The sequence below is a fragment of the Thiocapsa imhoffii genome (genome assembly GCF_016583985.1).
GTDB lineage: Bacteria > Pseudomonadota > Gammaproteobacteria > Chromatiales > Chromatiaceae > Thiocapsa > Thiocapsa imhoffii.
Genome location: NZ_NRSD01000010.1, coordinates 120,021 through 142,453, shown reverse-complemented (window position 1 = coordinate 142,453; position 22,433 = coordinate 120,021). Strand labels below are relative to the sequence as shown.

Here is a 22,433-nt window from a genome sequence, read left to right as displayed (position 1 = left end):
GTCAGTTCGCCAAGGTTTTGAGCTGCTCTCGCATCCGTTCCCAGCGCTTGTAAGCGGGCGATGTCAGTCCACTTTCCGCCTCGATTTCCCGACTGCGGGCTGAGAGCAATGCCGTCAGTTGATCGGCGGTGAAACCGGTCAGTGCCTCGGCAAGTCGTGCGTGGAGCTTGAACATCTTGCCGTGATCGGCGGTCGCCTGAGCATCTTCCATGCTGTGTGCCAACAGTTCGGTTCTGCGACCGTCGGGGTCGTCGAAGCATAGGAAAACACCGTCCTGGTTGCTGATCACGACATTGACGTCAGGCTGCTGACCGAGCCAAAGCTCGCCTTCATAGCGGATCCGCATCTCCTCGGCGCTTGGCAGAAAGAGGTTCGGCCGTTTTCCCTCTTCGCCCTCGGTGTCGAGATTGCAGAAATACCGTGCGTCGCCAGCTTGCCTGTTGGACGTGGTCTCCTGATACCGCTCGGCCAAACCATGCACCACCGATGCGAAGCGAGCGGCGAGCCAGTAGTCGACCAACAAGAGCCGGATTTGAGAGGGATCGTCGTGCGGATAGGTATCGAAGTGATAGTTCGCACCGGCACTGCGCGCAGCCCGAAATGCGTCTGCCACGGTATCTCGGTAAGCATGTTGCGGCAAGCCGAGCAGCAGGGAGCGTTTTGGCATCGTGGAGACGTTTTTGCCGCTTCCGAGGATCGTGACTGGCTGAGTATCATTGCGCAGGTTTAGACATGCCGCTGCGCGATCCACGAACTCTTTGACCTCGCGCGCTAACGCGGCTGGGTCCTGTTGAAAGCGCCGTTCTAATCGATCCAGTAGCGAACCACCGAGGATCGTTGCGCCTTGTCCATGACCGGCGTAGTCATCGTGGATCGAGCGCGCCTGGTTCATGGCCGTGTGCCGCAGCGTTTCCTCAAGTGAAACTTCCGCATTCGTTGCGACCTGCGCCAGGCTCGATAGCGGCTGTTGTTGACCACAATAAGCCATGATGGCCTTGCGCAAGAGATGCGCCGCGTTGGACTGGTGCTCTTGGTGCCGGCGCATCCAGGACAGAAACGTCTCAAGGCTGCTGGGATCGAACTCGTACTTGTTCGCTGAGTGCCGGCTGTGTAAATCGTTCAACTCCCCTGAGAGTAGGTCGCGATCATGACCCGTGCGCTCCAGCAACTTAGCAACAAGCGATTGAGTAGATTGAAACAGTTGGCGGATGGTCGAGAGTTCGTTGAGGAACGCACCAATGAAGTTAGCATCCAGTTTGGTCAGCCGATCGCGCAGATCCAGCTCGTGGAGCATGCTGCAATCGCGCGCGTGCGCCTCCACAAGCTGACGGCGCTTCGAGGTCACCCGCGCGGTCAGCCAAGTCACCTTGTCCCACTCCATGCGGCGGGCTTCGATCACGCGTTGCCGACGTGTGATCTCCGGCGCATTGGAAGAAGTAGCTTCCATCTCGGCACGCAGCCTGCTGCCCAACTCGTCGAGGATCTGCGGGATGCGAGACAGCGCTAATGGGTTGGCTCGATCGAGCCAGAGCTCGGACAATTTGCCGGCGAGGCGCTGGACGGCACGCCGAATTTCCTCTGGTCGTTCGGACTGGCACTTCTGGACGAAGGCATCGATCCCCGCGAGCTGAAAACGCGACTCGTAATACACTTTAAGCGTGCGTTCGACCACCGGCGGATCGAGAGGCTCGTTGGACGTTGAGCGTTTCAGCCCCTCCGTCTGCTGACTCAGTTCCTCGCGCAGTTTCGCCGCTAGAGCGTCGCGATCGAAACCCGCCGCCCTGATATCGGCGAGGTCGTTCATGAGCGCATCAACCCGTGCGGCAATTCCCGCAGCATCAGCGGCACCGAGCCGATCCTGGAAACCGCGACCATCCTGCCAATGGTTGAACAGGGCCTGGCGCAGCCCGCTCGACATCAGGTCCAGCGCAATCAATTCTTCGAGTCTGGTGTGCGGCACCTCCCATCGACGCATTCCGAAACCCGCAAACCGGTAGCTACGCTCGATCCCCGTTAAAGGCTCTCCAGGGAAGGTTGCAAGGATGTCCTGGCCCGTCATGACGCGCTGGGAATCCGTGCTCATCTGGCCGGTCGACCAAGCGTAGATCCGCTCCAGACAAGACTCGGCCACGATCTGGATCTGGGTCTCCAGCGGCAAGCGCATGTTGTTGCTGTTGAGCGATGTCGTGATGACCAGTTGTGCGATCGGCTCGCTGCCCGAGAATTTTGAGCGTGTTGAGCCCTCGCCCAGCGAATGCGGTTGCAAACGGTCGCACATCAACGCATTAAGGTCGGTGAGGCACGCATACTGATTCTGAAAGAAATAACCAACGTCGGCGTTGACGTCATCGTTCGTGGCATAGATGTAAACGAAAATCGGATAGTCATCGATACCGCTTTGATCGCGGTATTCGTTGCGGATCATGGCGACCAAATCGACGATACAACCGCTGCCCGTGCCACCGCCGAGCGTGGCGAAGATGTGAAACGCGCACTGATTCGGTCGGCTTCTCGTGAGTCTTGCTACCTTGTTAGAGAAAATGGCATTTCGAATAGCGGTCGCATTGTATGCAAACAAAAGACGACCAAAACGTCGCCGCTGGTTGGCTCCCTCGATCTTACTTTGCGACAAGAATTCCTCGACCCGCTTGGGTGCGCCGAGCCACGGGGCGATGTCCGGGCGAATTGCAAGCTCCGGAACCGAGCCTTGGCTGGGCGGTGTCAGCATCAGCCAGTCGTTTTCCTGAAGGGACAAGTCGGTACCGAAGTTGCTCCAGGATCGCTTGTCGTTGCGCACGTCCCGACTGGAGTCGATCGCCAAGAATTCGACGGCCACTCCCTGGCTCTGAAGCGCCTTCGTATCTTCCTTGCGTTGCTCCATGACCTTGCGGATCTCGCCGAGCGTGCGGCCACCTTGTCCCCCGAGCCCGATGAAGAGATGATTTTTCATGACACCAGGCCTCAAACTTTGGGATGGACTCGAATGTCCGAGATCGCAGCAACCCAGACCATCAGTAGCTGCCCGGTAATTAACACGATCATGAGGATGCCCAGTGCTTGTCTGAGCTCTGCCGTTCCGGCACGCAAGCGTGTTGAGGCAAAGCTCAGCGCTTCGTCAAGCTGCGCAGTCACCGCCGCTTCGACCCAACGATTCTGCGGCGAGACGGTGATCGGGTAAGTTAAAACGGGAATGTTGCGTACCACCTCCTCGGCCACCGTCGTGGCATCGCGCACCCGGCAGGGTGCGCCCGGACCCAGTGGTCCCTTACTCGCCAGTGGACAAGACACGTCCGAAGCCGCCGCAAATGCGAGTGTTAGCGTATCGCGTTCATTGCGAAGCTCTAGGGCATTCTCGGCCACGCTCGTGCTCTCGCCGATGCGTTCCAGAGCTGTACGGAAGATGCGCCGATTACGGGTTCCACTTTCGGTGAACTGACGAACAAGCTCCGTTCGCTGCATCTCAAGCCATGTATTGCTGCGATCGGCCGCGAACCAAAAGAGGGTACTGAGTCCGATCATGACCGCGCAGATGCTGCTGAGGACAGCAACCAAAGGTGATTTTCCAAAACTCCACTGCCGGTTCCAGGCCCGTCCCCAGAGCCACTGCACCAGGACCAGCGAGCCGACCAACGCCACCATGGCCCAAATCCAAACGGGCAGATCGAGGCGTGAGAAGACCAGCCAGTTGACGAAATTCAGGGATTCAAAATAGGTCATGGCGTCAAGGCCTGAATGGATTTTGAGAAGACGAGGCACAATTGGTCGGTTTTGCGAGGGCCCGCGCGGTCGTTGCGTGGCGTTCTTGTCAGAACATGCTCAGTAGTGGCATCACTTGGTGACATGTTTGATTCTTGGAGAGGGTAGGCGGCAGGGATGAGCCTGTGCTGCGGCTCGACACCTGGGTACCGGTCCGGCAGCCAGCTCACTTCAGGTTGGGGCGCGTGGAGGGGGAGCGCGATGAGATGACCGGGACTGAGCGCGAGGAACGCGCGGGTCGTGGGTAGACGAGCGGAATGGGCGTTCGTCTGCTTGACCTGATTTGCGTCAACGGGACGAGACAATCGCTCTTTAAAGGAGGTTTTCTGAGCCGGTGACTGTCGGCTCCGAGTGGCGCGTCGGGTGTTTGAAGCGCACCAGGATATCTGCTCTCGAGCCACTGAGCGATGTGGCCGGACTGTTCTTGCAGGTCCGAAACCACCCGCGTGTAACAGTAAGTCGAACATGCCTGCCGTCGGTCGGGTACATGTCCTGTTCCATTCAAGACTCATCAAGATCCTTCCTGCTCCATCTCAACCGATTCCGGTCAGACCCTAACGTGTGGGGGCGATACGGATGGTTCCTCGGCAAAAATACTACTCTCAGGACAGTCCAGGAGCAAGAAACCACCGTACGCTGTGTCGATGGGATAGCTTGGAATAAACGATCCTCCTCCTTCCCGCAGCGCGAGGCCTACCGGTCATGTCGAGGCAACCGTGCAAATTTGAACCAAAGGCATGGATGGCCTGCGGGCCTCGAATCTTGAGTAGTACGAAGTCGAAATAGACGAACCTCGGCTCGTGCTCGACCAATCCATTGTCAGCCGCATCACCACCTCTCCACACGCATACCCCCAGGCAACAATCGAGTCCCATGCACTCTGGCGAATGGCCTGACTGCTCCAGTCAAACGCTCCAGCGTGCGCGCGCGGCCATTACAGCCCGTCACGGGCGGGAATGAAGACGCCGTCGGCGGTGGTTTTGATCTGCTCGACGAGGGCGCCGATCACCATCGTCTGTTGCTGCCGAAGTGCCTCCTTCAATGCCTCTTTTTCTTCGTCCAAGACCTCCAGGATCTCCTCGCGCATCGTTTGGCGCGAGACCGACTCCTCGATCTCGATGGCAATCTTGTCCACGGCAAGCCAGGTCGCGACTCCGGCACCCAGACCACAGACGAGCGCCCACGGCCCCGAGGGCGCACAGACCGCCGCCGCACCGACCGCGGCGGCCATCGCACCGCCGCCTTTCTTGGCGGCCAGCTTGGCCGCCACCACGGCCGCTGTTTGCATGCTTTTCTTGGCAGCAACCTTGGCCATGACAGCCGCCACAACCTTCTGCGAAAGGACCGCGGTCGTGGTCGCTGCAACCGCCACACCACTGCCAACCGCCACGCCCGCCCGCCAGACATCGCGCTCCAATCCCGAGAGCGCCGCGGGGTTCAAGGCGAAACGAACGCAGGGATCGGCCGCGGCCTGAGCTGCGATCTGATCCTGAACCATTTGGGAGACCCCAGCGAGCTGGGTGAGGGTATCCTGGAACAGGGTCTGCTCAAGGGTGTGTAGCTGGGCGTGGAAGTCGGTCGCCTCGAAGAGATGGGACTCAAGCTGAGCCGCCAACAACTGCGGAAAATCCCCGACGATCAGTGCAGCAAGACGTTCGTATTCACCCACCACCGTAAAGTACCAATCCAGGTAATCGTCCACCGCAGCTTCGATCGGGACAAAGATCCGCTCGACCTCCGCATCGATGCGCTGCGCGATCGCTTCGTTTAACTGGACCTGCTCGGTGCTCAGTGTCGCCACTATTTCGGCAGGCGGTGCCAGCCGGTCATGACAGGGATCGACCACATTCAGCGCCTTCTGGGCGGGCGTCGCAAACTGGCTCGGATCAAGATCCTGCAGTCGCAGCGCCGCATAGAATGTCGGCATGGCCAAGATCAGGATGGTCAGAATGAAGGTCTTCGACAACGCACTGTCACCGGTCACCGACTCCACGCGCAGTTGCCGTGATTCGATCAACGTCAGCACGCCGAGCAGGAGTCGCGTGTAGAGCAGTGCGAAGAGGCTCAACTGGAGCAGGAACAGCAACCAAGCGGCGAGGCGCCATTCGACGCTGGGCAGCCCCGGGATATATCGCTGAGCCAGGGCCCAGGATCCCTGCTCCAGGTACTCCCACGTTCCCACCAACCAACCGATCCAGGGGCAGGCGACACCCTCGCGACCCGCGTGGAACGCCTGCTCCGCGACGGTTTGCCAAGTCGCCTGGCGTAGATCCGGGGCGCCCAATACAAAGAAAGTCAGCGCGAAGAAGGCCAGCGTCAGCCCCCCGAGATTCAGCCAGCGCAGCGGCCAACCACGCACGTAGGGGCCCAGCATCTGCTCATGAATCTGACTGGTTGCCTGCCGTTGCATGACGCCATACAGCACGGCCAACAGCAGGGCATCGAACAGCAGGATCGCCCATTGATGTGCATTCAGGCGCATGGCGAATGTCAATACGAGCAGTGCCATGATGACGGCGGGGAGCACGCGCAAGGCGGCACCAATGCGCCCGCCCCATAACCAGCGGCGGGTCAAGCAGCCCTCCCGCGTGGCCCCCGTCAGAAGCAAGCGACGGTTGAACAACGAGGACTCGTGGAGCGACCGCCACAGCGGGTAGGCCACGACCAAGCTGATGAGCAGAACACCCCAGCATGGCGCACCCCGTGCCAGCATCGTCACGAGCAGGAATGCCAGGAACGCCAGGATCAGCCACATCAGGCTATTCCAGAACGTGGTCGGTGCACTCGCGATCGATGATGGGTCTTGCGTCCTCATGGCTCAGGGCTCCCTTAAGTGTGCCTGCAATCAACTCCACGCAGTGTCGCGCATGCAGGATATCGCACGCCTGGTCGATCACCGCGAGGAGCGCGGTGTGACATCCCTGTCTCCCTGGCCCTCCGGCCCCCACCGCGAGGCATCATCATGAGGTCAAGGCCCTCGCTTGCCTGGCTTCACAAGCTTGCAAGAGACCGCCGTGGAATCGCTGGGTGCGCCGATTGGCATCAAGGATCTCGACGGTATCGCCATCGAGGACACGCACGACCTTGCCTGTGAGGCGATCGGCGTTGGCGAGTGAGAGGAACAGCAGGAGCAGAACAAGGACAGAGCGAAGCAGCGAAACCGGCACGAGGCACCCCGGACAACGAATATGGGTGCCTTTTAGGGTAGACGGTCAGGCGGATGAGCGTGCAGCGGATCAGTGGGGCATGCGTGCGTGAGGAGCGGATCTGCACGTGATGTGAACACATCGCCGATTCCGGCATGTCCGTTAGACAATCACGAAAACAAATTGTGAACGACGGGTCGATTTAATCAAGAAGGCCGTGCTGTCACGCAAAACGGCACCTGTTAGGCGCCGTCTCAATCCCCTCAAGTCGGGTCTCTTTACCGAACATTATTGATAAGCGGGGGAAGACCCCCGTTTAGTCTCAATCCCCTCAAGTCGGGTCTCTTTACCGAACTTGTGCGATGCGGCATTTGAGCTGCTTCCGGAGTGTCTCAATCCCCTCAAGTCGGGTCTCTTTACCGAACCAGACGACCCGACCCCCAGGGCAATAGGGGAGCGTCTCAATCCCCTCAAGTCGGGTCTCTTTACCGAACAAAAATACCGGGATGATTTCGGCGACAGTCCAGAGTCTCAATCCCCTCAAGTCGGGTCTCTTTACCGAACAAGGACTTTTGCATGTAATCGACAGTGCCGGTGAGTCTCAATCCCCTCAAGTCGGGTCTCTTTACCGAACCTGATGCACAGATTGCAGGAACCGAAACATTGAAGTCTCAATCCCCTCAAGTCGGGTCTCTTTACCGAACATTTGAGGAGATTGAACATGCAGTTTTTGATTATGTCTCAATCCCCTCAAGTCGGGTCTCTTTACCGAACAGTACATGTTTTATAATGATAAATGCCACAGGATGTCTCAATCCCCTCAAGTCGGGTCTCTTTACCGAACGGGATCGAGGCCGTCAAGCTCCAGATTGGTGCTTGTCTCAATCCCCTCAAGTCGGGTCTCTTTACCGAACGAAGGAAAACCTCCGCCGTAAAGGCGGAAAGTTGTCTCAATCCCCTCAAGTCGGGTCTCTTTACCGAACCCAGATTCAGGCGGAATCGGCGTTCAGTTTCGGTCTCAATCCCCTCAAGTCGGGTCTCTTTACCGAACCAAGACCGGCAGGGAATCCCCCTGTCGGTCCTTGTCTCAATCCCCTCAAGTCGGGTCTCTTTACCGAACCGTAGCGGTAGATGAAGAGGACGTAGTAGAAGGTCTCAATCCCCTCAAGTCGGGTCTCTTTACCGAACAATCTACTTCGGCAAAGCGGATAGTATCCGCTTGTCTCAATCCCCTCAAGTCGGGTCTCTTTACCGAACCATACTGGATGGTAATCGATAAAAAGGGGGGAGACGTCTCAATCCCCTCAAGTCGGGTCTCTTTACCGAACTAGAGACAAGCAGAACATTCCAGTAGAAGTACTGTCTCAATCCCCTCAAGTCGGGTCTCTTTACCGAACGAGTACCCCATTCTTTAAGCCGATGACGTCGATGTCTCAATCCCCTCAAGTCGGGTCTCTTTACCGAACTCGGGATGGTTCGCAATTCATTTATTGATTTCAAGTCTCAATCCCCTCAAGTCGGGTCTCTTTACCGAACCCATCTGTGGATAACTTGTCATGGAGGTGGTTTCGTGTCTGATCGACGACGATCGCCACCCATCCATCACGATGTCCACAGAATCGATTCACAGTTCGATCATAGTCACTCAGGAACCGCATGACAAGGTCCGCCCCGCAACGACGAGGCGGCGCAACCCAGGGTCCGCGAGGCATGGCGGGCGCGGTCGCCCAGCGCCCCAAAGGGAGACTCCACGATCTTTTCCACCTGCGTGCTCTTGCCGCTGCCATCAATCCCCTCGAGGACGATGAGTTTTCCTGGCCGCATCAGCGCACCGTCCCGACTTTTGGCGTGAACCCCATCATCTCCACTTCCTTCCGCGACCACCCGTTCTCCTGCATGGATTCGTAAAGCTGCCCGCGAATCAGCGGAAGGTTCGGCTTGTACCTCCGAAGCACGCTCTTGGGGAGGCCCGTCCGGACCTTCTCGACCACGATCTCGACCAGCTGATCTCCGTACCCGCGATAGAGCACGCGAGTCGCCCAGTCGGTCATGTTGCCGTTAAACGTAATCTCAGCCGGAACGAACGCATCGCGTTGCTTGCGCATCTTCTCTTCCTCTCGCAAAAGCCCCGAGACGTACAAGCGGGTCTCAGTGCAAACGTTCCAGCTGATCGATCGCCAGCGCCGGATAAGCGGCCAAGCGGTCATCGTGTGTCATCAATGTCTCCATGCGGCAGATCCTCCAACCGTTTCCTCATCTGTCGGACTCCTGCAAGCTTGCAAGCCGATACCCCCCCAACCCAAAGGCCGTGCCCTGACCAACATGCGTCCACTGGCCAAACCAGAGCGCCGGCCACAGATCCGCAAGAGCGGGGCCATCGAGGATGACCTCACCGATGAGCCCTCCGAGCTGCATCAAGGCGTCCTGCCGCGAGGAGTAGCGTGTCCAGTCATGCCAGCGCAGCCAGTCGATCGTCAGCCGCAACGCCTCAGGGTCGCTCGGAAGACGGCGATGATCGAAGTGTGTGGGTTCACCGCCATGCGCGGCGGCCAGGGTACGCAGTCGGCGATAGAGGGCATGGGCGATGTCGAACGCGCTCAGCTCACGCGCGCCAATGCGCTGACCCGCACGCTTCAGCCGCCAAGGGGTGCGCAATTGCAGTCGCACTTGCCGCGGCGCTGGCGGCACCACGGGGGCTGCGTTCTCTAGCGGATCGTAGCGACCGAGCGTGGCGTCATAGACCGTCCGCCAGTTCTCAGAACCCAAGGTGACCTCACGCTCGACCGCGGTCAGGATGAAGCGACCGCCCGTGCGCCCGAAGCCGCGCGTACCGGCCACGCCGAAGCTGTGGATCAGATAGGGAACCTGTTGAATCGCCGCGCCCAGCACCTGAAGATCAAGGCGAAAGGCCGTACCCGGCTCCAGCACACGCGGGGCACGCGGATCGATCTCCAACACGAAGGGATGCGGCGACCCGCCCGGTGTCCCCGCCGCATCGGGGGACTCGAACAGGGTCGAGTAGACGCAGTGTTGGATGAGCAGACAGCCCGCGCACGTCGGCTGGCGGGTCACACAGGCCGTCTTGCGCAAGCCATGACCAAGTAAGCCCCGCCACGCTGAGCCAGCGTAATCCGGGAACCGGATCAACTCGCGCGCCTCGAACCAACAGCGCACTCGCGCGAGTGGCGGAAAAGCCGCTGGCAGATGACCCGCGGCCGCCCGCGGCGTCATGGCGCCACTCCGACCCTCGTCATCGCCCATGACGGTCGCCGTCGAGTCCGCCCGTGCCGTCACGAGCGGTTCGGTGTCGGGCGCTGGTGCACAACCCATGATGTCAGCCTCCCAGATACTTGTGCCAAACGAACGCGGTGCCGCGCCGTGGCGTCCCTGCCTCCCTGGCCCGGCAACGAGCCGTCGGCCCGGAACGCCATCATCCGCGCCCTGGTCTCCGATTGCCGTCGTTGCAAGCTTGCGCCGGCACGCAGCACGCGCAACTGCCTGGGAGTCATCGCACAGGATCAACCCACAGACGCCAGCGGCCAATGATCGAGGTCATTCGAGGGGAGAATCCACGAGCACGACACCGGGAGCGAGCGCCTGTCATGCGGACGTGATCCAGGCGTTGTGCGCCGTGGCGCCAGATGAACCGCTCGAGCTGGTGCCCGTCAGCCGAGCGGTCGGTAATGTGCGCCACGAAGGACAAGAGTTGATTGCAGCGATCACCGCAGAGGCATTGCACTCAGGCTGAGGCACGCGTCTGATCACAGTGCAACGCGCTCGTCTGCGGTCTGACTACCCCGCCACAACGCCATCGCGACCAGGATTCACCCGTCCACTTCGGTATCAACGCAAAACGGCGCCGAATAGCGCCGTCTTCGTCCCCTCTGGGTCGTTTTGGTCTCAATACCTTCTTCATCAGGTAGGTGTCCGGACTCCGATACAGTGCGGACAAGCAGTACCGCAATCTGTCTCAATACCTTCTTCATCAGGTAGGTGTCCGGACACCCCGGATTCGATACGGGGTTCGCCGGTCCGTCGTCTCAATACCTTCTTCATCAGGTAGGTGTCCGGACGATGGGTGTATGTTGTGTCACACAACATATCCCCGTCTCAATACCTTCTTCATCAGGTAGGTGTCCGGACTAGGGACCGCGGGCCTAGACGCCAAGGGGACCGCGTCTCAATACCTTCTTCATCAGGTAGGTGTCCGGACCTACCTCCGACTGGCCCTCACCGAGCGGCTCTGTCTCAATACCTTCTTCATCAGGTAGGTGTCCGGACCCTACGCTCGGCGGACGATGGAGGCTGGCCAACGTGGAGCGTCTCAATACCTTCTTCATCAGGTAGGTGTCCGGACTCGGAGCGAGCTAAGGCGTCCGTAAAAGTCGGTCTCAATACCTTCTTCATCAGGTAGGTGTCCGGACACTGGGAGGTGGATGGCATCGGAAAGATGGCGGTCTCAATACCTTCTTCATCAGGTAGGTGTCCGGACGGCGGTCTACGTCCCCACCCGCCTCGGGTGGTCCGTCTCAATACCTTCTTCATCAGGTAGGTGTCCGGACGGTGACGAGTTCATCGCGGTGTCGCAGGTCTGTCTCAATACCTTCTTCATCAGGTAGGTGTCCGGACTCTTCGGCTACGTGGACCTCGTTGCCACAGACGGTCTCAATACCTTCTTCATCAGGTAGGTGTCCGGACACGATGCCATTTCTGCGGTCGCGCATCGTTATCCGTCTCAATACCTTCTTCATCAGGTAGGTGTCCGGACGGAAAAGGAGCAGATGCTATACCACCCGGAAGCTGTCTCAATACCTTCTTCATCAGGTAGGTGTCCGGACTCCAAACTCAATCTTCACCCCATGCCGCGCACAGTCTCAATACCTTCTTCATCAGGTAGGTGTCCGGACGCGCTGGAAATGTACTGGCGGATCGAAAACCCGTCTCAATACCTTCTTCATCAGGTAGGTGTCCGGACGGTCGTCGTTATACGAGATGTACAACTTGCATTTGTCTCAATACCTTCTTCATCAGGTAGGTGTCCGGACGCTGGAGACCATCATGAGCAACATCGCCAACGTGTCTCAATACCTTCTTCATCAGGTAGGTGTCCGGACCCATGGGACTCGTCAGCTCCGCTGTATGGGTAGTGTCTCAATACCTTCTTCATCAGGTAGGTGTCCGGACGATCGCTTAAAGCCAGGAAGGCAGGTTGTAAACTTGTCTCAATACCTTCTTCATCAGGTAGGTGTCCGGACACAAAAGAAGGCATTCCAGTAACTATTTTGACGTCTCAATACCTTCTTCATCAGGTAGGTGTCCGGACCCCGGCACTTCCCAGAATCGCATAGGACTCAAGCGCTTGCAAGGGTCCGCTGGGGGTATCAAATGGGGTCCTTCGAGTTAGCACTTGGCACGATTCTTTCCGGGTTGAACACGGGCGGGTTGTGGCAATGACTCGCCCAGAAAAATAACCTCGCGACTGCTCCGGACCACCTGGGTTTTGGTGGGGTGTAGGCGCAGATCCAAGCGCTGGAGGGCACGTTCTACGAACGCATGGGCGCGCTGCGCGGTCTCACGGTCGGGAGCAAAACACAGGAAATCATCAGCAAAACGGACAAACGGAATGTTCGCTTTCGCGAGCGCCTGATCATAATCGTTCAGATAGAGATTGCAAAAGAGGGGCGAGAGAATCGCGCCTTGGGCGATGCCGCGTGGGGTGCTAAGCAAACTGCGCACGTGGGCACCCTGGTCGAGCCAGCGGGCGATCAGGGACATCGCGGCACGATCGGCAACGAAGCGCTCGAGCACCCGGAGGAGTCGGCGATGCGGAATCGAATCGAAGAACGCCTCGATATCGGCATCGACAAGCCAATCCAGACCGATCCGGACGCGCTCACGGACCTTGGCAAGTGCCTGTGCCACATTGCGTCGTGGACGATAGGCAAAGCTGTCGTCGTGGAAGAGGGCCTCGGCGCGCGGCTCGAGCACGGTCAACAAGGCCCGTTGGACCAATTTATCCTGGAGGTATTGCGCGGTCAGGACCCGTTGGCGACCATCCGGCTTGGGCATGGTGAACTGACGCAGCGGCTGCGGTCGATACGCACCATCGAGCACCGCCTGGCGGCACTCGAGGAGATGGCGCATGAGATGGCGCTGAGCGTCCTCGCGCGAGACCGTCGGCGACCAAGGGGTATGCTCGCCCTTGAGTTTGCGCCACGCACGGTCAAGGACGTCCGGCGCCATGGCTTGTTCGAGCACGGAGGCAGTCATGCCATGGCCTCCAATGCTTTGAGCTCGGCGCGCAACCGCTCGATGACGCCACGCACCTGCTCGGTGACGGGATTCGTTGGCCACGGCTGGTCGGGGTCGCTCCGGGTCGAGTAGGGCCAGTGGCGACGAACGTCAGCCCACGCCTGATAGAACGCGGGTCGCGCACTTTTGCTGAGCCGGCATCCGTCCTCCTCGCGGTAGAACCAATCGCTGCGCTCGGGCCCTGCCGGGTTGATCCAACTCAGGACGAAGTGGTCAACCGCGGCGCGAAACAGCTCGGTCAGGTCCAGGATCATCGATTCCCGTCCCGGTGCCGGCTGATGCAGAAAGCCAAAGGAGGGATCCAAACCCGCCGAGAGGGCCACCTGCTGAATGTCGGCAGCGGCCAGGGTGTAGCCCAGCGAGAGCAGGGCGTTGACCGGATCGCGCGGTGGGCGACGGTTGCGTCCGCGAAACTGCCAGGTCGGCGCCAGGCTTGCGGCGAGCAGACCGAACCAGGCCTGCGCGACCTGCCCCTCGATCCCGAGGGCCGCGTCGTTGGTGGTCACTGCAGCCAAGGTCACCAGGGCCTGGTCGCGGCGTTGCAGAAAGGCACGACATGCGTCTGGATCGGCCTGGTGTCGTTGTTGCAGTGCGGCGAGCGGCAAGTCGTAGCCGGCTAACTTACCGGCAATCAACCAGCGCGCGATCGCCAAGGCCTGCACGGGGTTGCTCGCACAGCGATGCTGGAGCCGACGCAAGGGCAGTTGCGTCGCCAGGCTCGCACCCAGCCAGGTCGGTGGGTCGGCGCTGCGCGTGGGCAACAGCACGGTGGGCACCCCAGCGGCAGCGAGCTTGCGCCACACGGTGGTTTCGACCAGCGGGTTGCCGTAGACCACCACCAGCTCGAGCGGTTGGATTGGCACGCGGCGCGTTGTGGCGGCGTCCTGTTCCACGCAGATCAACCCCTGATCATGTCGCAGCCGCGTGGCCCGACGATCGATGACCAGAATCATGCGGCGTTCCTCCCGAAGAGGCCCTTGAGCCAACGCCCGACGCCACGTGTGGCCGAACGGCTCGGCATGGCCGTGTAGAGACCGGCACCCTGCTCACACTGCGTACCCGCCGTCCAGAGTGCGGCGGGATGAGGGATGGCGTAGAGTCGAATGTCGTCCGTGCGAGTATTCGCATGCGCGCGCAGCTCCTCGACGATCGCGGCCAGGGTGTCGGCGTCGGCCTCAATGAGGAACACCGATTGCTGCACGGCGACGGCGCGTTTGCGCAGCAACCGATGAATGCGGCGCAAGCGTTTGGGATCGCGAATGTCATAGGCGATCAAAGACCAGTGTGTCCTGTGCAATGGGCGCTCCTTTGTGCAGTCCTTAGGCGAGATACAGACTCGGTGACTGAAAACCGATACGCGCGCCGCGCGTGACCGCCTCGGCGGACCGTGTGGGGTCCATCCAGGCCAGCAGCAGCGCATCCTCGGAGCCATCGATCAACGCCACGAGTTGGAGAAACAGCTCACGCGCCTCGGCTTGGGTCAGGCGGCACTCGAAAAGCGAGTATTGGCCATCGAGCCGCCAGCGCTGCAAGCAGCGAGCAACGCGACGGCGACGCCGGTCACAGCGGATGTCATAAGCGATGACGGCGGCTTGGCGTGGCATCTTGGAACTCCGGTGGTGATGCGGGTGGCCGGGAGCCGCGGGGCCTCCCGGGGGGACGTTAGATGCTGGCGCGATGGTCGACGTGCTCGCTGATGATGCTGCGAAACTCGTCCATCAGTTGATCCATGGTGTCGAGGAAGTCGTCGGCAGCCTTCTCCTGGCGCTGCTGCTCACGCCGGCGCAGATGCTCGTTCTGAATCGTTTGCAGGCGTGCGTAGCGGCGATCGGCCTCAGCGAGGTAGTCGTCGGTGAGGTTGTTCATGCGCTGCTCGAGTTGGCGATAGACCTCGCCGAAATACTCGATACGCTGCTGGCGCAGGTGGGTCTTGCCGGTGACCAGAACGTGGTTGCAGGCTTCGCGGATCGACTGCAGGCGGCTCTCCAGGGCCATCGCGATGGCCTGGCGGCGATGCTCGAAGCCGAGTGCCAACTCGGCGGCCTGGTGCGCCCGCACCTGCCGGTGCTCGTGCCGCTCGAGGATGGCGGGTAGGACTGACTCGCGATGGCGGCTCAGGGCCTGCTGGACTTGGGCCTCACAGTCCTGGCCACGCCGGGTGGCCTCGCTCGGAAGGGTGTTGAGATCGCTGACGTGGGGCTGGTGGTGGTCGTTCATGGGGTCTCTCATCGGGTGGTGGTGGGTGGTTGGATACAGCTTAGGCGCCGCCGCGCTCGAGGTCGGTCCGTGCAAGCTTGTGGGTGCGCCGAAGCATGTGCGCTCACGTCGTCGCCGTGGGGTCGTGATGCATCCGCGCCTTGTTCAGAATGTGGTCCGCGCGATGGCGGATGCGCTCAATCGCCTCACGGTGGCGGAGCGCTTCACGGGTGGCCGTGCCGTTGAGTTCCGCACGCAGCGCTGCGGTGGCAACCTCTTCGCGATGCTGAGCGGAGAGGGTGGGCAGCATCACCAGCGTGATGGTCTCGAAGGCGAGGACGATGCCCAGCTCCATGAGCACAGCCAGGAACAGAGCCAGCCCCAGGGCGAACAAGGGCGGGGTGATGGCATGGCCGGTCACGGCCTCGAGCGTGCGAATAAAGGTGGTCACCAACGGATGTTGAGCGCGCACGTCGGTCTCGAACCCGTCGTTGAGGAGTGCGGCCCGCGCGCGCTCGGCATCGTGTAATAGCGCCTGGCGGGACTGGGTGTGCGCCTGCGCCAGTGCAGCGGATTGGGTGTTGGCCTCCGCCGCCTGGCGGGCGGTGAGCGCAGCAAGGGCGATGTCGCGTTGATCCTGTGCCTGCGCCAAACGCGCGGCAATCTCCTGATAACGAGGCCCCTTGAAGACTCCGCCGACGACGTTGTCCATCTCCGCGCTCAGCAGTTGTTCGAGCTCAGCGATGCCCGGCTCATGCAGCGCACGCAAGGCGGCCAACGCCTCCTGCTGGCGTGCGTCCAGGCGCCGTGCACCCGCCGCGGCGTCCTGCTCCACCCGTTGCAGATCGGCATCGAGGCGGCTCTGCAAGGCAGCCAACTCCGCCGCGCGCACCTGCTCGAGGTGTGGGCGATCGACCTGCACGCCGATGAACAGCAACGAGCAGAGGATCGACAGGCCGACCAGTCCAAAGCGAAAGACAGCGGAGATCCGGCGGATGGACACCGGATAGAGGCTCTGCGGGGCATCCTTGAGGTAGCGGTGCCAGACGATCGCGGTGGCCTTGCCAAGTTCCAGTGCGGCGGCCAGGACCAGCGTCATCACCACGCCCGCCAGGAAGCTCTGCAAGACCGCCAGCTCGATCAGGAAGGACACGCTGAACAGCGCGATACCGACCACGAGCTGGATGATCCAGCCAACATAAAAGAAACGGGTGAGATGCATGGCGGGCTCCGAGCAGTGTGCTGACGGAGCGAGCATGCCGCGGGGTGACGCGCTGGGGGGCGGCGGCAAGCTTGTGCCGCGCGACGGGGGCTCAGCTGGGCGGGTGCGCCGGGGCGTGGGGGGCCGTCAACCGATAGCGCCCAAAGCCCATGCTGGCGTTCTTCCCCACATTGAGCCATTGCCCCAAGTGCAGATAGGGCCAGAGTGCTTCCAGCCCGTCCGGATCCAGGACCAGCTCGCCGATCAACCCGCCGGTCGGCACCCGCTGACCATGCCGAGCGGCATAGCGCGAGGCCACTTCCGGGCGCAAGCTGCTGTCGATCACCCGCACCCGAGCGCTGGCCGCCTTGAGTTCCACGAAGGGGGCCTCGAGCAGGCGGCCGGTGTAGAAATACTGCAAGAGCGAGCAGCGGCGCAGGATCGCCATCAGCATGGCGCCGGGGTCGAAGGCATCGGCCGGACCACGCGCGACGCCGCTCTTGTAGGGGCTGAGGATGCGGATGTGCACCGCAGCGGGCAGCGGTGGCGTCATGGGTGGCACTGGGGGGAGTGGCGTGCTCAGCCGGCCCTGGCTGGCGACGCGCTGCGTCGAGCCGTCGGGCAGCTCCTGGATGACCTCCAGCAAGATGGCGCGGGTGCGGGTCGCACCCAGGCCCTCCAGGCCGGCATCGGCCAGCGTCTGGATGACCAGGGGCAGACGGTCATTGGCGGTGCCGACCAGCACCAAAGCGACCCGCAGCGACTCGCCGGCTGGGATGACCGCGCGCGTAGCGGGGTCGATCTGGAAGACATGCGGGACCGGGATGGTGTCGTAGCGGCGCATCAGCAGCGCATCCGGCGGACGGGGTCCACTGAAGAGCAGCGAATAGGCGCAGTGATGCAGCAGCGCGCAACCCCGGCAGACGGTCCCCGCCGGCATGACACAGCTGAGCGCGCGCAACCGCGCCCCGAAGACGCCGTGCCAGAGACCGCCGGGGTAGGGCGGCAGGCGCAGCTCCCCCTCGGTTCGATACTGGAAGAAATAGCGGGCCAGCGGCAGCTGGGGCTCAGTGGTGTCCAGGTCAGATGCCATTATCCGGTGATCTCCGGGCAAGCGGTTGGCCAGCGGCCGGTGGGTCTAAAAGCAGCGGATGACGCGATATTCCTCGACCCGCGCCCCGCAGTCACGCATCTGTTGCGCCGTCAGCTCGACGCCGCGCAGGCTCGCTGGCAGATCGAGTGAGAGGTTCAGATAGCGTCCCCCGCGCGCGCAGACCTCGGCGGCGAGGTTCACCGGCAGTGAGCCGATCACGACATCGCCCGGGGCAATGATGGACGGATCGAGGTGGTCGATGACTGCATCGACGGCGAGACCTTCCGCGGCGGCCCAGTCATGAGCGCCGGGATGACGGGAAACGAAAGAAGTGGTCATAGCAGGTGATGGCTCGATTCAGGTTCGATTGCGGTCCGCGCAATCTCGTCGGGGTGTTGTCATGCGACCATCGCAGCCGAGATCCGCTGCTCAGTGGTGGCGGCTCGCGATCTGCTCCGGGGTCAGGGGAAAGCTGTTGTCCTTGCCACGACCAATTACATAGTTCTCGGCCGAGCGTTTGCTCAAAGTGTAGGCAAAGGCCTTGTTGATGTTGGTCTTGTGGGGCTGGAAGTATTCATGGGGTTCGCAGGACTTGGCGAGCGGCCGGCCCTCGGCATCCCGCAGCACATGGATGTGCTCAGGGGTGAAGGCAATCGACGGCAGGGCATAGTCCTCGCACAGCCGATGGAACCAGCGCTCGCCGGCCAACAGGTTCAGTCGGGCATTGTTCGCCCCAGTGGCGGTGGTGATCAGGTGGATTTCGTGCGGAATCCAGGTATCCGCGCCCCGGCAAGCCAAGGCATAGAGCGTCTCGGTGACGATCTGCGGGGTTAGACCGGTGACGGCCAGGAGGATACGACGGGGGGTGTCGGGGGACATGCGTATGCTTCCAGGCAGGTGTTACGACAAGGGCGATTGAAACGGGCCCTGGATCGCGAGCAGCATAGAGCACCTTGCGCGTGCTGCCGGGTGCTGCAAGCTTGCAGGCCGTCCTCATCGCCGACGTGACCAAGGGGAACGCCCAGGATCAGGGCGTCACTCCTTGGTGTGCCAGCGCGATGGCTTTGCGCAGTGCCTCGCTGAGGTTGGCCTCTGAGGCGAGGGCGCTCTGGATATGTCCAAACGAAGAGAGGCTGCCGTGTGCGAGCGCATTGCGGATCTCGCGTAAGTCCAGATAAGCCTTCTGGGTTTCGGTGCGCTGCTGGCCCTGTCGGCGGATCGCCTCGTCCCACTCCCGCTTGATGCCGTCCCGATGGGTATGGTTCAACGGCTGGAGGCTCTGCGGGGAGGCTTGGACCAGGCGGGTGATCAGGGACTCGAACCCGAGAATGGCCGCGCGCAAGTAATCGCCATGCTCAAGGAAGTGCAGCGCCAGCTCGTACTGCCGCTCGGTCAATGACTGTTGGTCGACCCAGGCTGTGCGTGAGCGCAGTTCGTCGGCGAAGAGCTGCAGCAGCGGGTCCGGGTGCACCGCCTCGAAGCCTTGGCGGAACTTGCGTAGCGGGGCGCGGGCCTGGCCGATATTGTTGGTCTTTTCATGGAATGCCGCCTGACGCAGAGATTCCGATGACACGCTGGCGGTGGTGGCGAGCAGGTCGCAGAACACGCTGTAATCGCCATCCTTGTCGTAGGTGTGCAGCGCCTGCAGCCAGCCGGCGATTTGCAGCAGACCGCCGAGCCTGTAGACCGGTGCCTCCTTGGTGTCGGGGTCGTAAGAGCCATACCAGATCCCGTTCACTTCGGCCTGACGCAGGATCTGCAGTTGCAGCGCCGAGAGGAGCGCCACCATCGGCAGGTGGCGGAAACCGTGCGTGACGTCGAGGTCGACCCGGTCACCACGGGCGACGTGGCTAGCCATGATCTCGAGCAGTCGGACCTGCTCGGCCTCATCGCGACAGTAGGGGATCAGATCGAGGACAACCTCGCAGCCAAGGCGCTCGCTTAACAGCGGCGCGAGCGGCTCCAGATGCGACGCTGTCACCAGCTTCCGATCGACGGCCTCATAGAGCGCATCGCGCGCATCCTGTTCGGCGTCACCGAACTCTAGATCGCCCTCGAACAGATGCTCCCACATGCTGCCGGCGGTGCCGAGGATGACGAGCCTATCGGGCTGCAGCCGGCGCTGCAGCGGCCAGCCGAAGAACGCTGTTGGCGCCTCCTGCGGGCCGTCGCCGAAATCATAGACGGTGGTTCGATAGCTCCCCTGCTCCTTTTGGACGCGCCCAAGAAATGTCAGTAGGACGTGGGACATGGGCAGTCACTCTGCGGTCGTGGTGGCTGGCTCGGCTCGGCGTCGCGCGCGGCGCTTACGCATCATTCTCGCCTGTATAGGTCTTCTTGACTTTCCTCGCGCCCTTGCTCGGCGGCGACTCCCACCAGCCCTCGGCCTCCCAGCGGGACTGAATATCGGCCAGCGCTTCGGCCTTGAGCGAGGCGTCGCCGATCTTCTGCCAAGCTTCGGCAAGGTCTTTGCCACGGAGCACTTCGCCTGTCTTGATTCGACGCAGCACTTCGTTGTCTGCTGCTGCGCCCTTTGGTAGCAACCGCACGATGTTGTCGTCCACCCAGGCGCACACAGGCCCCTTGGGCACCTTCGGCACCGGATCGAACAGCCCATAGCCGGTGCGGGTCTTGGCGCCGATACCACGCATCGACAAGGCCGCCGTCAGCATCTTCTCGGCCAGGTCGAGCCAGCCGGGCGTGCTCCGCGGTCCTTCCAGCACGAACAGGAAACGTCCCTGGACGGCGATCTGCGCATTGGGAACCGGGCTGTCGAAATCGGTGGCGGGTGTTTGGCCCTCGCTCCCGTAATAATCCAGATGATGCGTGGTGACGATCTCCTCGACCAGCGGGTGATCGGCGGAACCCGGCACCCACCAGGCATCATGGAACGCGACCAGTCCGGAGAGACCCTGCGCCCACCCCTGATCGGGATCGGGATCGGCATCGACTCCGAACAGCTCGGCGATGATCTCGGGGTGCTCGTGGCCGAACAGACTGGTGCGGGCATGCGCCCGCACCACGCCCTTGACGCTGGAGCCCGGGATATAAGGCATTCCGTAGCTGTGGCTGATGGCGCAGCCGGTCTCCAGCATCCCGCCGCCGGTCAGGCCGATGAAGAGACGCGTCTCGAGCGCGAGCTCGAGCTGGCGAAAGCGCAGTGGATCAGTGGTGGCGCTTTGCCAGCGCTGGTAGGCGTTGTGGTAGAAGGGGCTGGCTGGAATGGCGCAGATTTCCTGAAGATGCGCGGTCTTGGCCCTGCGTCCCTCCTCGGTGTCCGCGTCATACACCGGATAGCCGCGCTGGATCAGCAGACCAGGATGCGCATCATTCGCCGCGGAATACAGCGGCTGCAGGACCTCGCGCATGAGTTGGATCGGCATATGCAGTCCCCCTATTGATTGCCATCGTCTTCGTTGCTGGTTTCGCCGGTCGCCGTGACCCGTAACACGCCCTGCACATAACGCTTGATCCAGCCGGAGGCCTCCAAGGCGGCACGGGTGTATTTCAAGGTCAGGGATAGATTGGCGCCGATGATGGCCTGATGAAGTGCTTCACGGCTGGGTACGTCGAGCGTCCCACCGGCACGCAGCACGTCCCGCAGATCATCGAGCAGCATCAGATGCTCAGAGGCACTGGCGCCCTTGGCGAGCAAAAAGCCCGTGGCCTGAGCCAGGCCGTTCTGCAGGATCATGCCCGGCAGCTTGTGGGCGATGGCCCCGTATTTTTTCTTGTTGTCTGCATTCTGACGCTCAGCGACCCGCTCATAGGCCGCCTTCGCCACGCGATGGGCACGCACGCTCATGCCGCCACCTCCGGCGTCAGCAGCCGCACCAGGCCACGGCCGACCCCGGCCTGACCGCCAAGTTGCAGCAGTGCGCCGCTCCCCAGTGGCAGGTGTTCGCGCACCGCGTTCGCGAGCGCCTCGGCTGTGAGTTTCTGCTTGGGATCGTTGGAGTCACTCAGCGCATACATGCCCCACAACACCGACTCGGCGGGCAGATGCTCCTCGAACCAGAGCGCGCCCTTCTTCACGGTGCCGGTGTCCTGATCGATGCTGATGCGGGTGCGCAGCTCCGTCGCCGTCTCGCTCAGATAGCCGAGGATGTCATCGGGCAGGATGGCGAAGCGCTCGACGACATCGCGCTGCCCGGTGGCATCGTCCGGATGCACCAGTGCGGCGATGGTGTTGGCCCATTCCTGGGTCAGGCCATTGCGTTGCACCCCCAGGTCGAGGTCTTCGAGAACTAAGGTGTTCTCGATCAGATTAACCGAGTCGGCCGAGACCAAGGCATGCTGAGCATTGACCGGGCGAGGGATTTCCGGGGCCTTCAGCCCCGCATCCACCAGATCGCGCGCATAACGACGCAGAATGAAGGGCGAGGTCACGTAGCAGAGGATGCCGGCGAGCGCGCGCACCGGCATGGCCAGCAGATGCGCATCCCCGACGGCCAGCGCGCCGGCAAAGCTGCTGGCATTGTCCTTGATGGTGGCGGGTCCGAACAGCGCGCGCTCGAGGTCGGCATCCAGAGCGCCGATCTCCTGACGCAGCACCCCACGCAGTGAGGAGCCGGGCACGATCGGCAGGTTGGTGGCGCGGGCGCGGGCGATCGGCAGGTCGACCACGCCGACCGACTGGCCGGTACCGCAGTGGAGCGCCGAAAGGGTATGCAGATGGAAGAGTCGTGGTTGCATGGTGTCGTCCTATGGCAAGCCATTCAGAAGCATC

19 protein-coding genes and 2 CRISPR repeat arrays are annotated in these 22,433 nt (G+C 61.7%); all 19 genes read right to left on the bottom strand.

Going from position 1 to position 22,433, the window contains the following annotated elements; translation table 11 throughout:
* Position 1: 1 nt before the first annotated feature.
* Positions 2 to 2,950 (bottom strand): tubulin-like doman-containing protein, encoded by a 2,949-nt coding sequence (locus CKO25_RS11380; RefSeq protein WP_200388048.1) that lies wholly within the window; start codon positions 2,948 to 2,950, stop codon positions 2 to 4.
* Positions 2,951 to 2,961: 11 nt separating this feature from the next.
* Positions 2,962 to 3,639, bottom strand: a complete 678-nt coding sequence (locus CKO25_RS11375) for a hypothetical protein (RefSeq protein WP_200388047.1) — start codon at positions 3,637 to 3,639, stop codon at positions 2,962 to 2,964.
* 1,051 nt (positions 3,640 to 4,690) lie between these two features.
* Complete coding sequence (locus CKO25_RS11370) at positions 4,691 to 6,571, bottom strand: hypothetical protein (protein WP_200388046.1); 1,881 nt, start codon at positions 6,569 to 6,571, stop codon at positions 4,691 to 4,693.
* A gap of 582 nt (positions 6,572 to 7,153) precedes the next feature.
* Positions 7,154 to 8,438: a CRISPR direct-repeat array (repeat unit 36 nt; unit sequence GTCTCAATCCCCTCAAGTCGGGTCTCTTTACCGAAC).
* Positions 8,439 to 8,543: 105 nt separating this feature from the next.
* The gene (locus CKO25_RS11365; protein WP_200388045.1) at positions 8,544 to 8,726 is read right to left on the bottom strand and encodes a nucleoside/nucleotide kinase family protein; all 183 of its coding nucleotides are present in this window, start codon (positions 8,724 to 8,726) and stop codon (positions 8,544 to 8,546) included.
* Positions 8,726 to 9,007 carry a hypothetical protein gene (locus CKO25_RS11360; RefSeq protein WP_200388044.1) on the bottom strand — a complete coding sequence of 94 codons (282 nt, stop codon included), beginning with the start codon at positions 9,005 to 9,007 and terminating at the stop codon, positions 8,726 to 8,728. Before CKO25_RS11360 ends, CKO25_RS11365 begins: the two co-directional genes overlap by 1 nt.
* A 148-nt stretch (positions 9,008 to 9,155) precedes the next feature.
* A complete protein-coding gene (gene cas6 / locus CKO25_RS11355; protein ID WP_200388043.1) occupies positions 9,156 to 10,232 on the bottom strand; it encodes a CRISPR system precrRNA processing endoribonuclease RAMP protein Cas6 in 1,077 nt (358 codons plus the stop codon).
* Between the two features lie 567 nt (positions 10,233 to 10,799).
* Positions 10,800 to 12,225: a CRISPR direct-repeat array (repeat unit 36 nt; unit sequence GTCTCAATACCTTCTTCATCAGGTAGGTGTCCGGAC).
* A gap of 77 nt (positions 12,226 to 12,302) precedes the next feature.
* Positions 12,303 to 13,172, bottom strand: a complete 870-nt coding sequence (locus tag CKO25_RS11350) for a reverse transcriptase domain-containing protein (RefSeq protein ID WP_200388042.1) — start codon at positions 13,170 to 13,172, stop codon at positions 12,303 to 12,305.
* Positions 13,169 to 14,167: a CRISPR-associated endonuclease Cas1 gene (gene cas1 / locus CKO25_RS11345; RefSeq protein ID WP_200388041.1), complete on the bottom strand. Its 999-nt coding sequence runs from the start codon at positions 14,165 to 14,167 to the stop codon at positions 13,169 to 13,171. The genes CKO25_RS11350 and cas1 overlap by 4 nt, the downstream gene beginning before the upstream one ends.
* Complete coding sequence (gene cas2 / locus CKO25_RS11340; protein ID WP_200388040.1) at positions 14,164 to 14,511, bottom strand: CRISPR-associated endonuclease Cas2; 348 nt, start codon at positions 14,509 to 14,511, stop codon at positions 14,164 to 14,166. The genes cas1 and cas2 (CKO25_RS11340) overlap by 4 nt, the downstream gene beginning before the upstream one ends.
* Before the next feature lie 22 nt (positions 14,512 to 14,533).
* Positions 14,534 to 14,818: a CRISPR-associated endonuclease Cas2 gene (gene cas2, locus CKO25_RS11335; RefSeq protein WP_200388039.1), complete on the bottom strand. Its 285-nt coding sequence runs from the start codon at positions 14,816 to 14,818 to the stop codon at positions 14,534 to 14,536.
* A 58-nt stretch (positions 14,819 to 14,876) separates the two neighbouring features.
* On the bottom strand, positions 14,877 to 15,431 hold the full coding sequence (locus tag CKO25_RS11330) for a hypothetical protein (protein WP_200388038.1): 555 nt from the start codon (positions 15,429 to 15,431) through the stop codon (positions 14,877 to 14,879).
* A gap of 103 nt (positions 15,432 to 15,534) precedes the next feature.
* Positions 15,535 to 16,632 (bottom strand): hypothetical protein, encoded by a 1,098-nt coding sequence (locus tag CKO25_RS11325; RefSeq protein WP_200388037.1) that lies wholly within the window; start codon positions 16,630 to 16,632, stop codon positions 15,535 to 15,537.
* A gap of 91 nt (positions 16,633 to 16,723) precedes the next feature.
* Positions 16,724 to 17,704 carry a CRISPR system precrRNA processing endoribonuclease RAMP protein Cas6 gene (cas6, locus tag CKO25_RS11320; protein WP_200388036.1) on the bottom strand — a complete coding sequence of 327 codons (981 nt, stop codon included), beginning with the start codon at positions 17,702 to 17,704 and terminating at the stop codon, positions 16,724 to 16,726.
* Between the two features lie 45 nt (positions 17,705 to 17,749).
* On the bottom strand, positions 17,750 to 18,043 hold the full coding sequence (gene csx16 / locus CKO25_RS11315) for a CRISPR-associated protein Csx16 (RefSeq protein WP_200388035.1): 294 nt from the start codon (positions 18,041 to 18,043) through the stop codon (positions 17,750 to 17,752).
* Between the two features lie 90 nt (positions 18,044 to 18,133).
* Positions 18,134 to 18,583 (bottom strand): CRISPR-associated ring nuclease, encoded by a 450-nt coding sequence (locus CKO25_RS11310; RefSeq protein ID WP_200388034.1) that lies wholly within the window; start codon positions 18,581 to 18,583, stop codon positions 18,134 to 18,136.
* Between the two features lie 148 nt (positions 18,584 to 18,731).
* Entirely contained in the window at positions 18,732 to 19,955 is a 1,224-nt protein-coding gene (gene csx2, locus CKO25_RS11305) for a TIGR02221 family CRISPR-associated protein (protein WP_200388033.1), read from the bottom strand.
* 55 nt (positions 19,956 to 20,010) lie between these two features.
* Positions 20,011 to 21,087, bottom strand: a complete 1,077-nt coding sequence (gene cmr6 / locus CKO25_RS11300; protein WP_200388032.1) for a type III-B CRISPR module RAMP protein Cmr6 — start codon at positions 21,085 to 21,087, stop codon at positions 20,011 to 20,013.
* Positions 21,088 to 21,098: 11 nt separating this feature from the next.
* Positions 21,099 to 21,509, bottom strand: coding sequence for a type III-B CRISPR module-associated protein Cmr5 (gene cmr5, locus CKO25_RS11295; RefSeq protein ID WP_200388031.1), 411 nt, complete (start codon positions 21,507 to 21,509; stop codon positions 21,099 to 21,101).
* Positions 21,506 to 22,399, bottom strand: coding sequence for a type III-B CRISPR module RAMP protein Cmr4 (gene cmr4 / locus CKO25_RS11290; RefSeq protein WP_200388030.1), 894 nt, complete (start codon positions 22,397 to 22,399; stop codon positions 21,506 to 21,508). The genes cmr5 and cmr4 overlap by 4 nt, the downstream gene beginning before the upstream one ends.
* Between the last annotated feature and the right edge of the window lie 34 nt (positions 22,400 to 22,433).

Excerpts from the sequence above, each read along its gene's own strand:
- CKO25_RS11375 (WP_200388047.1), bottom strand. The coding sequence starts at position 3,639 with ATGGTGGCGTTGGTCGGCTCGCTGGTCCTGGTGCAGTGGCTCTGGGGA.
- cas6 (WP_200388043.1), bottom strand. The coding sequence starts at position 10,232 with ATGGGTTGTGCACCAGCGCCCGACACCGAACCGCTCGTGACGGCACGG.
- cas1 (WP_200388041.1), bottom strand. The coding sequence starts at position 14,167 with ATGATTCTGGTCATCGATCGTCGGGCCACGCGGCTGCGACATGATCAG.
- CKO25_RS11310 (WP_200388034.1), bottom strand. The coding sequence starts at position 18,583 with ATGTCCCCCGACACCCCCCGTCGTATCCTCCTGGCCGTCACCGGTCTA.
- cas2 (WP_200388039.1), bottom strand. The coding sequence starts at position 14,818 with ATGCCACGCCAAGCCGCCGTCATCGCTTATGACATCCGCTGTGACCGG.
- cmr5 (WP_200388031.1), bottom strand. The coding sequence starts at position 21,509 with ATGAGCGTGCGTGCCCATCGCGTGGCGAAGGCGGCCTATGAGCGGGTC.
- CKO25_RS11380 (WP_200388048.1), bottom strand. The coding sequence starts at position 2,950 with ATGAAAAATCATCTCTTCATCGGGCTCGGGGGACAAGGTGGCCGCACG.
- cmr6 (WP_200388032.1), bottom strand. The coding sequence starts at position 21,087 with ATGCCGATCCAACTCATGCGCGAGGTCCTGCAGCCGCTGTATTCCGCG.
- CKO25_RS11350 (WP_200388042.1), bottom strand. The coding sequence starts at position 13,172 with ATGACTGCCTCCGTGCTCGAACAAGCCATGGCGCCGGACGTCCTTGAC.
- CKO25_RS11360 (WP_200388044.1), bottom strand. The coding sequence starts at position 9,007 with ATGCGCAAGCAACGCGATGCGTTCGTTCCGGCTGAGATTACGTTTAAC.
- CKO25_RS11365 (WP_200388045.1), bottom strand. The coding sequence starts at position 8,726 with ATGCGGCCAGGAAAACTCATCGTCCTCGAGGGGATTGATGGCAGCGGC.
- csx2 (WP_200388033.1), bottom strand. The coding sequence starts at position 19,955 with ATGTCCCACGTCCTACTGACATTTCTTGGGCGCGTCCAAAAGGAGCAG.
- CKO25_RS11370 (WP_200388046.1), bottom strand. The coding sequence starts at position 6,571 with ATGAGGACGCAAGACCCATCATCGATCGCGAGTGCACCGACCACGTTC.
- csx16 (WP_200388035.1), bottom strand. The coding sequence starts at position 18,043 with ATGACCACTTCTTTCGTTTCCCGTCATCCCGGCGCTCATGACTGGGCC.
- CKO25_RS11325 (WP_200388037.1), bottom strand. The coding sequence starts at position 16,632 with ATGCATCTCACCCGTTTCTTTTATGTTGGCTGGATCATCCAGCTCGTG.
- CKO25_RS11330 (WP_200388038.1), bottom strand. The coding sequence starts at position 15,431 with ATGAACGACCACCACCAGCCCCACGTCAGCGATCTCAACACCCTTCCG.
- cas6 (WP_200388036.1), bottom strand. The coding sequence starts at position 17,704 with ATGGCATCTGACCTGGACACCACTGAGCCCCAGCTGCCGCTGGCCCGC.
- cmr4 (WP_200388030.1), bottom strand. The coding sequence starts at position 22,399 with ATGCAACCACGACTCTTCCATCTGCATACCCTTTCGGCGCTCCACTGC.